Annotated in this window: 17 protein-coding genes; 4 read left to right on the top strand and 13 right to left on the bottom strand. The window is 53.5% G+C overall.

What is annotated here, in order from left to right:
• Positions 1-20: 20 nt before the first annotated feature.
• The 5 genes from cbpB to fadH all read right to left on the bottom strand — a co-directional run bounded on the left by cbpB (position 21) and on the right by fadH (position 3,409).
• Positions 21-494, bottom strand: a complete 474-nt coding sequence (cbpB, locus tag ABS784_RS01685) for a cyclic-di-AMP-binding protein CbpB (protein WP_011230548.1) — start codon at positions 492-494, stop codon at positions 21-23.
• Positions 495-596: 102 nt separating this feature from the next.
• Positions 597-800: an antirepressor AbbA gene (gene abbA, locus ABS784_RS01690; protein WP_352511233.1), complete on the bottom strand. Its 204-nt coding sequence runs from the start codon at positions 798-800 to the stop codon at positions 597-599.
• A gap of 125 nt (positions 801-925) precedes the next feature.
• On the bottom strand, positions 926-1,159 hold the full coding sequence (locus tag ABS784_RS01695; protein WP_011230546.1) for a hypothetical protein: 234 nt from the start codon (positions 1,157-1,159) through the stop codon (positions 926-928).
• A 48-nt stretch (positions 1,160-1,207) separates the two neighbouring features.
• On the bottom strand, positions 1,208-2,425 hold the full coding sequence (locus ABS784_RS01700) for an EAL domain-containing protein (protein WP_011230545.1): 1,218 nt from the start codon (positions 2,423-2,425) through the stop codon (positions 1,208-1,210).
• A gap of 216 nt (positions 2,426-2,641) precedes the next feature.
• Positions 2,642-3,409, bottom strand: coding sequence for a 2,4-dienoyl-CoA reductase (gene fadH / locus ABS784_RS01705; RefSeq protein WP_011230544.1), 768 nt, complete (start codon positions 3,407-3,409; stop codon positions 2,642-2,644).
• A 143-nt stretch (positions 3,410-3,552) separates the two neighbouring features.
• On the opposite strand from fadH, the gene ABS784_RS01710 reads away from it, so the two are divergent.
• A complete protein-coding gene (locus ABS784_RS01710; RefSeq protein WP_020278634.1) occupies positions 3,553-4,422 on the top strand; it encodes a metallophosphoesterase in 870 nt (289 codons plus the stop codon).
• Between the two features lie 68 nt (positions 4,423-4,490).
• Complete coding sequence (locus tag ABS784_RS01715) at positions 4,491-4,925, top strand: YkyB family protein (RefSeq protein WP_352511236.1); 435 nt, start codon at positions 4,491-4,493, stop codon at positions 4,923-4,925.
• Positions 4,926-5,008: 83 nt separating this feature from the next.
• Here ABS784_RS01715 and ABS784_RS01720 read toward each other — a convergent pair whose 3' ends face one another.
• From ABS784_RS01720 to corA, 6 genes are all read right to left on the bottom strand, one after another.
• Positions 5,009-5,191, bottom strand: coding sequence for a hypothetical protein (locus tag ABS784_RS01720; RefSeq protein ID WP_352511238.1), 183 nt, complete (start codon positions 5,189-5,191; stop codon positions 5,009-5,011).
• A 44-nt stretch (positions 5,192-5,235) separates the two neighbouring features.
• On the bottom strand, positions 5,236-6,642 hold the full coding sequence (locus ABS784_RS01725; RefSeq protein WP_352511240.1) for a glycosyltransferase family 2 protein: 1,407 nt from the start codon (positions 6,640-6,642) through the stop codon (positions 5,236-5,238).
• Positions 6,642-7,664: a HEAT repeat domain-containing protein gene (locus tag ABS784_RS01730; protein WP_352511242.1), complete on the bottom strand. Its 1,023-nt coding sequence runs from the start codon at positions 7,662-7,664 to the stop codon at positions 6,642-6,644. Before ABS784_RS01730 ends, ABS784_RS01725 begins: the two co-directional genes overlap by 1 nt.
• On the bottom strand, positions 7,664-9,292 hold the full coding sequence (locus tag ABS784_RS01735) for a diguanylate cyclase (protein ID WP_352511244.1): 1,629 nt from the start codon (positions 9,290-9,292) through the stop codon (positions 7,664-7,666). Before ABS784_RS01735 ends, ABS784_RS01730 begins: the two co-directional genes overlap by 1 nt.
• Before the next feature lie 173 nt (positions 9,293-9,465).
• Positions 9,466-10,116, bottom strand: a complete 651-nt coding sequence (locus ABS784_RS01740) for a glycoside hydrolase domain-containing protein (protein WP_011230538.1) — start codon at positions 10,114-10,116, stop codon at positions 9,466-9,468.
• A gap of 76 nt (positions 10,117-10,192) precedes the next feature.
• Positions 10,193-11,191, bottom strand: a complete 999-nt coding sequence (gene corA / locus ABS784_RS01745) for a magnesium/cobalt transporter CorA (RefSeq protein ID WP_020278637.1) — start codon at positions 11,189-11,191, stop codon at positions 10,193-10,195.
• A gap of 189 nt (positions 11,192-11,380) precedes the next feature.
• On the opposite strand from corA, the gene ABS784_RS01750 reads away from it, so the two are divergent.
• The gene (locus ABS784_RS01750) at positions 11,381-11,608 is read left to right on the top strand and encodes an IDEAL domain-containing protein (protein WP_044743265.1); all 228 of its coding nucleotides are present in this window, start codon (positions 11,381-11,383) and stop codon (positions 11,606-11,608) included.
• 154 nt (positions 11,609-11,762) lie between these two features.
• Positions 11,763-12,920: an aminotransferase A gene (locus tag ABS784_RS01755; RefSeq protein ID WP_352511246.1), complete on the top strand. Its 1,158-nt coding sequence runs from the start codon at positions 11,763-11,765 to the stop codon at positions 12,918-12,920.
• Between the two features lie 300 nt (positions 12,921-13,220).
• Here ABS784_RS01755 and ABS784_RS01760 read toward each other — a convergent pair whose 3' ends face one another.
• Both ABS784_RS01760 and ABS784_RS01765 read right to left on the bottom strand, forming a co-directional pair.
• A complete protein-coding gene (locus ABS784_RS01760) occupies positions 13,221-14,195 on the bottom strand; it encodes a quinone oxidoreductase family protein (RefSeq protein WP_014195329.1) in 975 nt (324 codons plus the stop codon).
• The gene (locus ABS784_RS01765; RefSeq protein WP_014195328.1) at positions 14,192-14,974 is read right to left on the bottom strand and encodes a 2-phosphosulfolactate phosphatase; all 783 of its coding nucleotides are present in this window, start codon (positions 14,972-14,974) and stop codon (positions 14,192-14,194) included. Before ABS784_RS01765 ends, ABS784_RS01760 begins: the two co-directional genes overlap by 4 nt.
• Between the last annotated feature and the right edge of the window lie 4 nt (positions 14,975-14,978).

The raw sequence follows: 14,978 nt of genomic DNA on the forward strand, positions 1-14,978 counted from the left end.
GCACACGATTATCTTTCTGCTCATTGTTCAGCCTCTTTTCGGCCTAGCTTCCGGCCGCCATTAGGCCTGTGCAGCTGTTTATTCAGTTGCTTCAGTACTTCCCGTCGAGTGAAAATGCCTGCAAAATATCCGTCGTCATTTTCCACACACACGAACGGATGATTGACAATAAGCCCCACTGCCTTCATCAGGCTGTCGTCAAGCCGCAGGCGCGGAATGTTTCGGTTCATCACTTCTTCGACCTTCATCGTCTCGAGACGTTCAAATTCGATGCGCTCCAATCCTAAAATTGCATCCATCATCATCGTCATGCTGATGAGCCCATGCAGTTTATACGATGTATCGAGAACTGGAATCGCTGAATAGCCGGTTTTCGTCAGGACGAGCAGCGCATGATCCAAATAATTTCCCGGCTGCACATGCGCCACTTTATCCGCCGGAATCAGAAATGGCTTGACAGTCATTTGCATGAATTCATTGTGTTCCCATGTCATGCCGATGTTCCGCCTTTCTTCTGCATCTTCTCCTCTCCACATTGTTATCATACCATAAAAAAGACTATCGCTTCCTGCGATAGCGATAGTGCACAACAATTTTTATCCTTCCTCTTCCTCTGTCAACAGTCGGTCGTATAAACGCAACAGCTGCCGGTACCGGTGTTCATCGACCTCCTTGTCTCCGTTTTCGATATCCGCCAGCTCGGAGCGGATGAGCTCAAGTGCATATTGCTGGCTGAACAAAACGTCAAGCAATAACGCCGCCTCCTCGCCCGACAGCCTTGTCGGCAGCCGCTTCGCCATCTCCATTCCCCCTTTGCCTCTTCCGCTTCCATATATATTCGCCGGCAAAGGAAAAAAGTCGTGGAAAAAAGCGTCATTTGCGGACAGGCAAAAAGGCCACCCATATGAATGGAATGGCCTTTTTTTCAATAATAGCGCAACGCCAAATAACCAATGGCAAAAATGGCGAGCAAGACAGCGAGTACGTAAGCGAGGAACACCGGGTTGCGCAAGTAGGCATGCTCCTCGACCGTTTTCGGAATCGGCCCGTCAAGCTCCCCTTGCCAACGCTGTTGGCGTCCGAGGCGAACCGTATAGACGAACCCAATGACCGCGATCAATACAGAGAGGGCGGATAACACAAAAGTTAACTGTGCCATAAGTTTCACCTCATGTTTACTTTGCCGCAATGAGGCGATTTTATGCAGTCAATAATGGGCGTCATGCTCAAACAAATAGCTGTACGACAAGTCAATAAACAAGTAATGGCGCTCATCGATCGGATACGAATACGTCCGGATCGTTTCCCCTGTTTCAATATCCGTGTATAAATCGGACAAAATCCCTCTTCGGCGCGAGCGCATGCGAATAATGTTTTCCAAAAAATACGGGCGCCAGCTCCAGTTTTTCATATAATATTGCGGCTGAAGCTCCCACCGGCCGCCGCGCTTGAACATATTGCCCGACTGCTGGAAGCCGTCCTCATCACAAACATAAATGCGGAAGCAAACATCGTCGAGCTCGCCGGCCAACAGGGAAATGAGCTCGTTAAAATCGGCGGCTTTTTTGTATTTGCCAAGCAGCGCGCTGATCCGCTGCTGAAACTGCTCAGCAATTTGATACAGCGTTTCAAGCTTTTTCTTTTCCTGCTGGATGAAGCGATGGCACTCTTGGCGGAGCAAGTCTTTCAACAAATCGCGCGGCACAACCTCTGGCGCCGGCTTGGCCAAATAATACCCTTGATAATAGCGGCCGCCATGCCGCCAAGCATACTGAAGCTGAAATGACGTTTCGATGTCCTCATACAGGAGCGTCGCTCCGATTTTGCGCGCCAACAGCGAAATCGAGTGAACGATTTCCTGGTATGCTTGATGAACGGACGTTTTCCGCAATTCACGCAAATCGATTTTTAAAATGTCAGGCGACAAGACGCCGATTCGCTCAAGATGAATGCTATGTTCGGCGATGTTGTCGACCGCCACTTTAACGCCGTATGTACGAAGATACGTCAATAAATGGCTGAGCTGATCGACGTCTCCCTTGAAATGCTGCTCGTTGATTTCCAAAACGATGCGGCTTGGGGCCAACCCTTTCGCTTCATAGGAGAGAAGCAGCTGCAAAAACGACTCGCCGCGGTCAAGCATCAGCAAGTTGGCGTCGCGGTTTAAAAAAATGAGCAGCGTTTGATCATCAAGCGACAGAAAATAGTCGAGCGCTTTTTTCGTGATCACATCATCCACTTCGATGCGAAATTCTTCTGGAATGGTTTCATCGTGAAAAAACGGCCCAAGGCTGACCGGCCCTGTTTCCGTTTGAAACCGACCGAGCACTTCATAGCCGACGACCCCATGCTCATCGGCGCTGAAAATCGGTTGATAGTGCGGAATCACTTGCGGCAAGTTGGCCATCACGTCTAATGCATCCATCGTGTTCACCTCATCCCCATCGACCATCTTTGCCTTTATTATAGCATAATTGCCCAATCGTTCCTGACTCGTAAAAAAAGCGGCTCCCCTGACAGCAGGGAATCCGCTTGTGACAAAGGCCGTTGCGTGCAATGAGCCGGTTGCCCGCGATAAATGAAGAAATACCGCCTGCAATCCCTTTTGGGTGAGGACCATCTTGCTTTATGGCAAATTTGATTAAAACGGCCGCCGGTTCAGCCATTGGCCGCCGTCGACTGTGATGCAAGCGCCGTTAATGTAAGCGGCTTCATCCGAAAGCAAAAACGAAGCGACCGCCGCGATTTCTTCCGGCGTCCCGAGCCGCCCGAGCGGCACGCTTTCCAACGTCATCCGCTCCGCTTCCTCTGATTCCCAAAGCCGCTCCGCCCCGCCGGTCCGCTCAATCGGTCCGGGAGCGATCGCATTGACGCGGAAGCCGTACTTTTTCCCCCATTCCACAGCAAGCGTGCGCGTCATTGCCAGCACTCCAGCCTTGGCGCTCGCTGAATGAATGACCCCGGCGCCGGCATGCCAGGCATATGTCGCAACGATGTTGATAATGTTCCCTTTCAAGCCGCGCTGAATCCAGTAGTTGCCGACTTCCCGGCTGCAGTAAAACGTGCCGTTTAACACAATGTTAATGACGCTGTTCCAGCCGTTGATCGACAACTTTTCCGCCGGGCAAATGAAATTGCCAGCCGCGTTGTTGATGAGGGCATCGATGCGGCCGAATTCCGCATCAGTCCGCTCCACCATGTGCGCCACTTGTTCCGGGTTGCGCACATCCATCGGGATCGTAAGCACTTTCCCTCCATCCGGCGCGGCGATTTCCCGCTTGGCCTCTTCGAGCGCCTCGGCCCGCCTTCCCGTAATGACGACGTTGGCCCCATCAGAAACAAACCGCTTCGCCATATATTTCCCCATTCCGCTCGACCCGCCGGTCACAATGATCACTTTTCCGTTCATCCATTTCTCCTCCTATGACTGATTACTCATTCATTTTTATCATATCATAAAATAGTGGAATATTCGAACATCTTAGTCCTCCTATTGTCCTTTTCCCTCTCTTTTCGTTATAATAAAGCTGCTTGTGAAAGGACGGCGAAACGATGCACCATATCGAAACAACCAAACTAAGCCGGCGCGCCTTTTTGAAAAAGCTGGCGCGCACAAGTTTCAGCGCAGCGCTGGCGATGGCAGCCGCCTCTGGATACGCCCGCTGGATTGAGCCAGCCGAGCTGACCGTGACGCACCATGCGCTGTCGCATCCGCTGATCCCAAAGTCGTTTGCCGGCGTCAAGCTGCTGCAGTTCAGTGATCTCCATCTCGGCCATTATTACGGCTTGAAACGCTTTTACCGCATTATCGGCCGCATCAACGAACTCGGGCCCGATCTCGTCGTATTCACAGGTGATCTGCTCCATGAGGCGAACCGGTATCCGCACGTCAACGCGGTCGCTGAGGCGTTGGCTGGCGTCCGTGCTCCTCTTGGAAAATTTTGCATTTACGGAAACCATGATCACGGCGGCTACGGGACAGATATTTACCGTCGATTGATGGAACGAGCCGGGTTCCGCGTTCTCGTCAATGAGCATGCACTCGTCCGGCGCGGCCATGACGCGATCGCTATCGCCGGCAGCGACGATATGATGCTCGGACGCCCGGACTGGTCGAAAATGACGAACGGCATTCCTCGGGCGACATATACGATCGCCCTCGTTCATGAGCCGGACGGTGCCATTGAGGCTCGCCGCTTCCCTATTCACGTTCAACTCTCCGGCCATAGCCACGGCGGGCAAATTCAGTTGCCGTTTATCGGACCGCTCATCACGCCGCCGTTGTCTGAGCGGTATTATGAAGGGTTTTACCACGTCGGCGGACTCTTGTTGTACGTCAACCGCGGCCTTGGCACAACAAGGGTGCCGCTTCGCTTCTTCGCTCCGCCGGAGTTGACCGTTTTTTCGCTTACCCCCGGATAGAAGTAGGACAAACCGGGCAACAACACCGCTTCCTATGTTATAATAGAAAGAAAAAAGGAGACATGCCGATGAAACCGGTGCAATTGACGGTCGACAATATTGCCAAAGCGATTTTTACCGTCAACCGCCATGCCAAAACAGCATTGAACCCTTCGTTTCTTTATCTTCTGAAGAAAAAAGCGATCGAGAAGCTGCTTGAGGAGGGCAAGGCGAAAAAAGTGGGCCTCCATTTTTCCCGCAATCCGAGATACAGCCAACAGCAATCCGACGTGCTTGTCGCCGTCGGCGACTACTACTTCCACATCCCACCGACAAAACAAGATTTCGCCGCCCTTCCGCACCTTGGCTCTCTCAACGATTCATACCGCAACCCTCCAGCTCGGATGCCGCTGTCAGAGGCAAAAGCCATTCTCATCGCCTACACCGGACTGAAGGAAAAGCCGGAACAAAAGCCGAAACGGCTGACAAGACCCGCATTTAAACGACTCGGCGACCGCTATTAAGCGGACGCCGGTTTTTTTTCAACACGGGCACATCTTAACGCCGGGTCGGCAACAGGGGCATCGATGTCTCTTTTGCTTCATGGTTAACCAGCTTTTTCGCCCGCCCTGTCCTGCAATGAAAGTCCCTCTCCTTTTCGCTCTGCAGGAAGAGGCCGGTGAAAAGCAGCCATTTTCTCTAAATCAATGATTCTCGAATGAAGAGAAGAACAATATCCGTAAGTTTTTTCTATTTGAGAAAAAATGGTTGAGCCGTCTTCCCTGTTCAATCACCGGCCTTCTAAAACAAACAATCCAGCCTCTGTTCTGTTGGCTACGCTGAGACCCCTTTCCGCTTTATGCTCCCCCATTGCTTTTTCCGGCGAACAGCGTCGATCACCCCCTCGCACCGCCACCAGGCCGTAAGCGGCCGGTACCAAAACGTCTCCGTCAGCGAGAAGAAAAAAAGCCGCACTAAATCAGAGACGTTCGGGAACTTCCGCTCGGTCCATTCTTCAAGCAAGACGGCAGCCGCTGACAACAGCGAACCGTACAAAATCGAAACCGTCAGCAGCAGCAGAGCGAATTCGATGTACAAGTTTCCGAGAAAGAAAGAGCAAGCAACAGTCATATAGCCGATCAGCTCCACGACCGGTCCGAGAAGTTCAATGAACCAAAAATACGGTAGCGAAAGAAGACCGATCGAACCGTACCTCGGATTGAACAGCAGCGACCGGTGGCGCCATAAACTCTCAAGCAGCCCGCGATGCCAGCGCCGCCGCTGCCGGCGCAAATCCCCATACGTTTCCGGCGCTTCCGTCCAGCAAACCGGGTCAGGGATGTAGATGATTTTTTTCGTCTCGTTTTTTTCACGCGCCAATCGATGCAGGCGGACAACGAGTTCCATATCCTCGCCAACCGTATCGGCATATCCCCCGGCTTCAACCACCCAATGTTTGGAAAAGACGCCGAACGCTCCGGAAACAATCAGCAGCAAGTTATGTCGGCTTAAGCCGAGGCGGCCGAGCAAAAACGCGCGCAAATATTCAATCGTTTGCATAATGACGAGCGGACGCCGCGACAAACCGACCTTGACGATTTCGCCTCGTTCAATCCGGCAGCCATTGGCGATCCGGACACTCCCCCCAGAGGCGATGACTTCTCCGTCGGATTCAAGCATCGGTTTCATCACTTTCAAAAACGCGCGCCGCTCAAGGACAGAATCGCCATCAATAGAACAAATGTATGGATAACGAGCAGCGTTGATTCCAGCGTTCAACGCATCCGCTTTCCCGCCGTTTTCTTTGTCCAGCACAAACAAATGCGGATAATCAGGCGACTGGTAAACCGCTTTGATGTCCTTAGCGTCCAGCTGGCGGCGAATGACGCGATAGACCGGCTTCAGATGAAAATGATCGATCAACCGCTTAAGTGTCTTGTCAGTCGACCCATCATTAATGACAATGACTTCATACTCCGGGTATTCGATGGCTAGCAGTGAGCGAACCGAACCAACGATGCCGGCTTCCTCATTATAAGCTGGAACAAGGATCGATATCGGTTTTGCGTAGCTGGCATCGAGCAATTCTTCATACGGCTCCCAATCATCGAGGCGATGGACGCGGCGCAAATGGATAAAAGAGACAATAAGCAAAAAAGCATAAAAAAGGAGAACGATTATCATGTAAATGAGTACAATGTGTCCTGAGATCCAGAGAAACGCACGCCATGCTTCCACCATTATTCCTCCCCCCAAAGCCACTGCCTCGCCATATCACGGGCGTAACGGTCCGATGCTGTGCGCGCCGCGGTGCGCAGCACAGCCCGGCCCCCCGGCAGACGCGCGATGGCCGCCGCCGCTTCGGAACGAACGACAAATGAACGGTCGCTAAGCCGCTCATACAGCAACGGAAGAAGCCGCTCTTCGCGGCATTTTCCCGCAAGACGGGCGGCCATCAGCCGCTCTTGCCAATAGGGGGAGCACAAATGTTGCTCGAGCCTTGCTGCTTCAAGCTTCATGCCGATTTCCGCCATCGCCTTGAGCGCTCGAACGCGGAGCTCCAACTCATCTGATGCCAAGAGCTCCAGCAAAAACGACCGCTCCTCGCGCCGGCGGATGCCGATCATATCCACGAACGCGCATTTCCCCGCCGGCGGCAGCTCATCAAATCGCTGTTCCACCTGCCGAAGCAGCCGCTCACTCATATGGCCAAAAATGACCCGGTACGCAAACTCGGTCAATTCGTATTTCGGCTCAAGCACGTAGGCCACCACCGGGCTATAGTCAAATTGGGCGAAAATAGCCAACAGCTTTGCCTCTTCCCCCCTCGTCACCCGGTCGGAGCGGTACAGCCGCTCCATCTCCGGCACCATCACTTTCATCCGCAAGTCCTCGATCAAAAACAGCGCGTTCATCCGCTCGCTCCAATGACGGCTTGACAGCCGGCGGCGCAGCCATCCTTGAAAATGCTCCTCCGCCAACGCCCGGATGCGCGCCTGCACCTGTTCTCCTTTCAAAAGGGCGGCAAAATGGTCAAGCAGTTCGATCATCGCTTCCCGCTCAAGCGGCGAAGCCGGCAACAACAGCTGTTCCTCCTCGCCGAGCAAATACCGAAGCAGCCCAAGCCGGTGTCGTTCCTTATAAGCGCATATCCGAACTTGGCGCCGGTTTTCCCTCCATTTGCGCACAACCAAATACAGGAACAAATTCGACAACAAGGTGAATAAAGCAACCGCTGCCGCCGTAACGACCAACAGCGCCATTACGCATCCAGCTCCTTCAGCAGCCGGCGCAGCCGCGCCTCAAGCTCAAGCCATTTGAACGGCTTTGTCACATATTCGTCCACCCCACGGTCAAGCGCATGGGCAATATCCCGCTCATCTTGGCGCGACGTTAGCAGCATCACCTTGTATGGCTTTCGCTCTTGACGGAGGCGGTTCAGCACCTCAAGGCCGTCCATTTTTGGCATCACCCGATCCAAAATGACGACAGATTGCCGCCCGCTTTGATAAAACGGAGATTCGAGAAACGAAAGGCCGTCGCCAAACTCGTAAATGTCTGCTTTCCTCCCCTGCTTATTGACGAGCTTGCGGACAAGATCAGCAATCATCATCCGCACGAGTTCATCGTCGTCTACGATGGCAATCGCCCATCGCCGCCGATCCGTTGATGCTTGGCTTGGGGCCTCATCCGAAGAACCGCTTTTCTCACGCGCCGCCTCTTCGATCCGATTGCCGCCGCCTCGTTTCGCCGCATACAGCGCCTTGTCGGCCAGACGCAGCCAATAGTCAAGCGGCCGATCCGGTTCATCGCACTCAACCAGGCCGGCGGAAAACGTACATGATAGAAGTGCGCCATCCGCCTCGATTTTTTCGGCGGCGAACTGGCGTTGCAGCCGCTCAAGCACTGCACGAGCCTCGCTTTTGGACGTTTTGGCCAGCCAAACGACAAACTCTTCGCCCCCAAAGCGAACGACGGTATCCACTCCACGTGTATGTTGGCGCAAAAAGGCAGCCAGCTTTTGCAATACCGCATCGCCTGCAAGGTGGCCGAAACGGTCATTGACTTGTTTGAAATGGTCCAAATCAAGCAACGCCAAACAGCTTGGCGCTCCGTAACGCTCGAGGTCGCTCCGAAGGCGGGCGTATACCCGCGGCAAATACTTCCGGTTGTACACACCTGTCAATTCGTCAATGAGCACAAGGTCATCGATTTTTCGTTTTTTTTCAATGAGCCGGCGAACGCGAACGAACAGCTCATCTGCCGCTGGGGTGGTGATGACATCATCCGCGCCAAGCTCATAACCTTTCAACCGCCCCTCTTTGCCCTCGTCTCTCCTCACAATGACAACAGGAAGATAGGGGCGCTGTCCGGCGCGCTCAAGCAAAACCGTCAAGTCCGGATTCTCCCACTCTCCCTCCTTCACGCTGACGATGATGCAATCCGGGCTGAGACGAAACATCGACGCGGCCGCCTGCTCAAGGGAGGGAATCGTCGTGAAACGCCATGGCACGGTTTGCAGGGCGCCGCGGACGTAAGCAAAAAACAGGGGATCATTTCCACAGAGGAGAATCGCTGCTTTCGGCCCTTGGCGGTGCGAAGAGGGAATGGTGGCAGAAGCCGCTTCCCCGGCTTCATAGAAGCAGCGAAGGAGAGGAACCATCTCCATCAGCGCCTCCTCCGCTGTCCATTGCCGTTCCGTTTGGCCGTTCAACCGGTGAATGAGCCGCTCTGCTTCAGCAGCGATGTCGCTAAGGCCAATCACCGCCGCCGTCCGGCCGACAGCATTGAAAAATCGGGCCAATTCCACACCGTCAAGCGGCGGTCCCGTCCTCCATCGTTCGTATTGTTCATGGATGCGATCCAACAGTGAGGCGACAGATCGATCCATATTCCCTCTCCTTTCGATCATCGTTCCGTTTTCCCCAACCGACTGACATCCTCCTTTTTTCCTATTACTAATATAATCGATCCAAGCAAAAAAATTAAAAGAAAAGACGCGCAACAGCCAACAATTTCCCAGCCGCATAAAAAAGCCGCTGCCTTTTTTTGCAACGGCTTTGTTCAATACAAAAAGTCCAATAGGCGTCGGTCAGCTAAATTCGTGTCAACCGGGCAGACTTCTGCATCACGCCCGTACTGCCACACCCAGACATTCGCGCTGCAAGGCGGGGCAGCCGGCTGATAGCGCGGCGCTTTCTGCTCTTTCGTCGTTCCCGGCCTTGGTGCGGCGCTCCAAATGACCGCCTGCACCGCCACTTGGTTGTTCCGGCTGACCGCCTCGCAATAGGCAGCGGCGAAATCCCCTTTCGTCGGGTCCGCGTACAGCCCCGGCCGGTATCCGGTCGGATAGAGCGTTTCCACCCAAGCAGCGATCCAAGCGGCATCCACAGCGAAAAAGTCTTCGATGTTGGCAAACAGCAGTTTATTTTTCGGAATGCCGAGCCGCCGCGCATGGAACACCGCGTTGCGCGCCGCCACCTGACCGTTCGCATAGCCGACCGCTTCGCGGAAGGCGTTATAAATCGGCAGCACCTTCACGCCATAGCTGCGGATGCGGGCGATCTCGTCGCGTGTCAACCCTTCGGACACGTTCGGCACTTCCGACAAATAACGGCCCCAAAATTTCGGATAGCCAAGCTCCGTCCGCACGCATTGAAACAGCTGATCCGTTACGGCTTGCGCCGAGTCGACTCCCCAAATTCCTCTTGCCATCGGTTCCCCTCCTTCGCGCTTACGCTGCCGTCATTATGTAATTATATATATGAGGGGAACAGCCCGTTTTATACGGCTACTGGCGGCGCTCCCGCTCCTCCTTCGCCCAGTCGCCTTTCAACAACTGAAACCAGCCGTTGCGCTTAAACCAGACGAACATCGTCATGCCGATCACCGCCATGGCAGCCAATACAACAAAGTATCCGTACTTCCAGTGCAATTCAGGCATATAATCAAAGTTCATCCCATAAATGCCGGCAATAAAGGAGAGCGGCATGAAAATGGTCGTAATGGCTGTAAATGTCATCATAATATTGTTCATTCGATTCGAGTTGAGCGATAAATAGCTGTCGCGGATATCCGCGGTAATTTCTCGGTTTGTCTCAATCATTTCCGACAGCTTCAGCAAATGATCATAAATGTCATGAAAGTACAGCTGCCGTTCTTTCATGCGCTGCAGCCGGTCGGAATGGATGATGCGGTACAACAAGTCGCGCATCGGCACGATCGTTCGGCGCAGCTTCGATAAATCGCCGCGGATGTCAAACACTTTTTCAATAATGTCGTGAATCGGTTCATTGTTCGTATTCTCCTCTAAATCGTTCAGCACGTCTTCAATATGGTAAAGCGGTGGAAAATAATCATCCACAAGCTTGTCGATCAGCCGGTACATGACGTGAAACGGCCCCTGCTGAACATCTTCTTCATGCTTCAATCGCTCCCACACCTCATCGACCGCGTGAATGGCCGACTTATGAAACGAAACGATGAAATTTTGCCCGACAAACAAATCGACTTCCTCAGCCTCCAGCGTCATTCCGGCAATGGCATGAAGCACAACAAACAAGTAGCGGTCATAAAAATCGAGCTTCGGCCGCTGCACATATTCGAGACAGTCTTCAATCGCCAGTGGGTGAAAACGGAAAAAGGAGGCGAGCAGCGCCGATTCCTCATCCGTCGGCTCATGAAAGTCAACCCAATACCATGAGACGTCCGGGCTGTTGACAAGCGTTAAGTCAACATCATACAAAATCTCAAATTCTTTTGTCACGACACACGTGCGAATCATCGCCATCACCTTTGCCTTGTTCTCCTCTTATCATAACCGAAAAACTGTTAAGTCCCAACAAAAAACGGGTATAAAAATCATGTAGAGAAAAAATTGACAAAAAATATTTATCTAAATTTTCTTTACATTAGCATCAAAAACGACGATAATATAAGAAAGGGAACTGTTTCGTTCCCATATGGGAGGGACTGAATCATGTACGAAAAACAATACCCGAATGAAGGCGCCGTTTTGTTCAACCAGCCGGAAGAAAAAAGCAGCTACGGGCCGATGGCCGAACAAGTGCTGAAAGAAGCGATCTTCCAGTTTCAAAGAAAAAAACTGATGGAACAAATTGATGAAGCGCTCGCGGCCGGCAACAAGCCGTTGTTTTTCAAGCTTTCCGCCCAATATAACGACCTGTTGAAACAATACGGCGCGTAAAAGGAGCGAACGAAGTTGGAAAGTGAATCGTCGATGACCAAGTGAGCCCCATTTCCGTTTGTGGGAACAATCTAGACGGAAAGGGGCTCATTTTTGTTTTTTCGTTTTCCTCGCCAATGGTACAATAGAAACAAAAAAAGAAAGGTGGACAACCGTGAAACACCTCATTCAACCACGCGTTCAAGCCATTCAGTTATCAGGCATCCGCCAATTTTTCAACCTTGTCGCCGACCGTCCAGGGCTCATTTCACTTACGATCGGCCAGCCTGATTTTCCGACCCCTGAACATGTAAAAACGGCCGCCCAAGAGGCCATTGCCGCCGATTTCACAACCTATACGGCCAACGCCGGCCTGCTTGAACTGCGCCAAGCGGCTTGCCAATTCGTCGCTGACAAGTACAGCCTGCGCTACACGCCGGACGAAGTCATCGCCACCGTCGGCGCGAGCCAGGCGCTTGATGTTGCGTTTCGCACGATTTTGGAGGAAGGGACGGAAGTGCTTCTTCCCGCACCAGTCTATCCCGGCTATGAACCGCTCATTCGCCTGTGCGGGGCGAAACCGGTGTACATCGACACAAGGCCAAACGGTTTCCGTCTGTCGGCTGAGCTCATTGCGCCTTATTTGACGGAAAAGACGCGCTGCCTCGTTCTTCCATACCCATCAAATCCAACCGGGACGGCGCTGTCAGCCGAAGAGCTTGAGAACATCGCTTCCCTTTTGAAAGGACGGCCGATTTGGATCGTTTCCGATGAAATTTACAGCGAGCTCGTTTACCACGGACGCCATCACTCGATCGCCGAATGGCTGCCGGAGCAGACGATCGTCATCAACGGTTTAAGCAAATCGCACTCCATGACCGGTTGGCGCATCGGGTTTGTCTTCGCTCCAGCGTTCGCCGTTGAACAAATGGTGAAAGTGCACCAATACAGCGTCTCGTGCACGTCATCGATCAGCCAAAAAGCGGCGGTGGAGGCGCTGACCGCCGGCAAACACGACGCCGAGGCGATGCGCGCCGCTTACGCCGAACGGCTTGAGTATGCCTATCATCGTCTCACCGCCATGGGGCTGCCGGTTGAGAAGCCGGATGGAGCCTTTTACTTGTTTCCGTCAATCGCCGCCTTTGGCATGTCTTCGTTTGATTTTGCCCTCGATGTCGTCGAAAACGCCGGGGTCGCCCTCGTTCCCGGCAGCGCCTTTTCCGAATACGGTGAAGGCCATGTCCGCCTGTCGTACGCTTATTCGCTCGATGTGCTCAAAGAAGGGCTCGACCGGCTCGAGCGGTATATCCAAACGAAGCGCCGCAGACCGTAACGGTTTTCAAAAATCGTATCGGTTTAGGCCGCCATGCCCCCATAAGAAAAAGGCTGCTTTTCTTTCGACTTTTGTTCACCATTGGCTTTAGGGGAATATACAAGAAAAGGGTGTCCCAAAAGGATCGGGACACCCTCTTTCGTCTCTATATATACGCACTGACCGATTCTTCCGCACTATATTTTGTGTCTACGAATTTTCCTTGTTTTCACTCTCATTTCCGCAATCGATTCTTCCGCACTATATTTTGTGTCTACCCTGAAGGCAGACAGCCTTTTGGGTCAGCCCCCTCTTCTTTACTTATGGCACAAGCAATAGCTTGCCATGCGTTTTCCGCCCCTGCAGCAGCCGATGCACTTCAGAAGCCTGCTCAAGCGGGTAGACGCCGCCGATCATCAGCTTCAGGCTTCCTTCCTGCACCCACGCGAGCAATTCCCGCAAACTTTGTTCGTACAACGCCCGCTTTTTCATGATTTGCGGCAAGAAAAAGCCGATCACTGACCAGTTTTTCGCCATCAGCCGGACTGGATTGAGACGCGTCATTTCCCCGCTCGCCGCCCCATATACGACCAGGCGGCCGAACGGAGCAAGGCAATCGAGCGTCTGATGAAAGACATCGCCGCCCGCCATTTCCAAAGCGACATCGACGCCGCGCCCACCGGTCGCCTCCATCACGTCCGCAGCCCAGCTGTCTTTTGTATAATCAATGGTGACATCAGCGCCAAGCTGTTTGGCGAGCGCTCGTTTTTCCTCCGTGCTTGCCGTGGCGATGACCATTTTGGCGCCGAACCGTTTCGCCAATTGGACGGCAATCGTCCCAACGCCGCCGGCTGCGGCATGAACGAGCACCGTCTCCCCTTCTTCCAAGCGGCCCATCGTTTTGAGAATATGGTAGGCGCTTAGCCCTTGCACCGGCAAGGCCGCCGCCTGCCGGGCATCCATTCCATCCGGAAGCGGCACGACCGCCCGTTCATCGACGGCGACAAACTCAGCGTAGCCGCCGGATTCGATCAACGCGACGACGCGTTGCCCCGGGAGGACCGTTTGCACCTCCGGACCAACTTCACGGACAACGCCGGCCACTTCCGTCCCAGGGATGAACGGAAGCGGCGTCGGCACAACATAGCGGCCTTCCCGTCGGGCTGTATCCGCATAGTTGACGCCGATCGCTTCAGCTTCAATCACGACTTGCCGCCCCGTGGGTTTCGGACGTTCGCCTTCGCAAACACGCAAGACATCCGGTCCACCGTATTCAACGAATTGGACAAATTTCATGGCGATATCCCCTCTTTCGTTACTTTTGTCGACGCCATATTGCGCAGTTCCAGGCCGAACGGCCCCAGCTCAAGTTTTGGAACGGCAGAAAGCGACCCGTGCCGGTTGATGTAGTCGATTTCTTTTTCCAAGCCGTACGCCGTCATCCAACGGCCGACGCGCGAGGCAGACAACACTTCTTTCGCCTTTCCTTCATCTGAATATTGCCGGTAAAAGAACCATGCGGCCGTCGCGCTGTCGGACAGCTCCGCCGCGTTGATCCCTTGCTCGATCAAGCAGTGCACAAAGTAGCCGGCGCCATAAAAGTCTTCTAGGCAAAAACGGCCCGACGAGCCGGAACAAATCACAATGATCGTCTCTTCCTGATGTAAACGGCAAATATGCTCGCTGACCGCCGGGCTGTTCAGCAAGCTCGCCGCGTACACCGCACGGGCTGGCTGAGCTCTGCGAATCGCCACCGTGCCATTGGTCGTCGATAGCACGACTGTTTTCCCTGGACAAACCGTTTGCAAAAACAGCGGCGCCGGCGGATGAAAACCGGCGATCGTCCGCCCTTCGTATTCGCCGACGAGCTCATAGCTGCCCTCTGGCAAGCGAAGCGCGATCTCCTTGGCCTCCTCGGCATCGCGCACCGGGATCACCGAACGAGCGCCGGCAGAGAGAACTGCTGTAATCGACGAGGTGGCAAGCAAAACATCGAACACGACAGCCACCTTTCGATCAGCAAGCGCCATCTCATCAATGTCTTCTTTGCGCAGCACGACATGCACTTTTGTCATCACG

Source organism: Geobacillus sp. G4, assembly GCF_040327975.1.
In the GTDB taxonomy this organism is placed as follows: Bacteria; Bacillota; Bacilli; order Bacillales; family Anoxybacillaceae; genus Geobacillus; species Geobacillus thermoleovorans.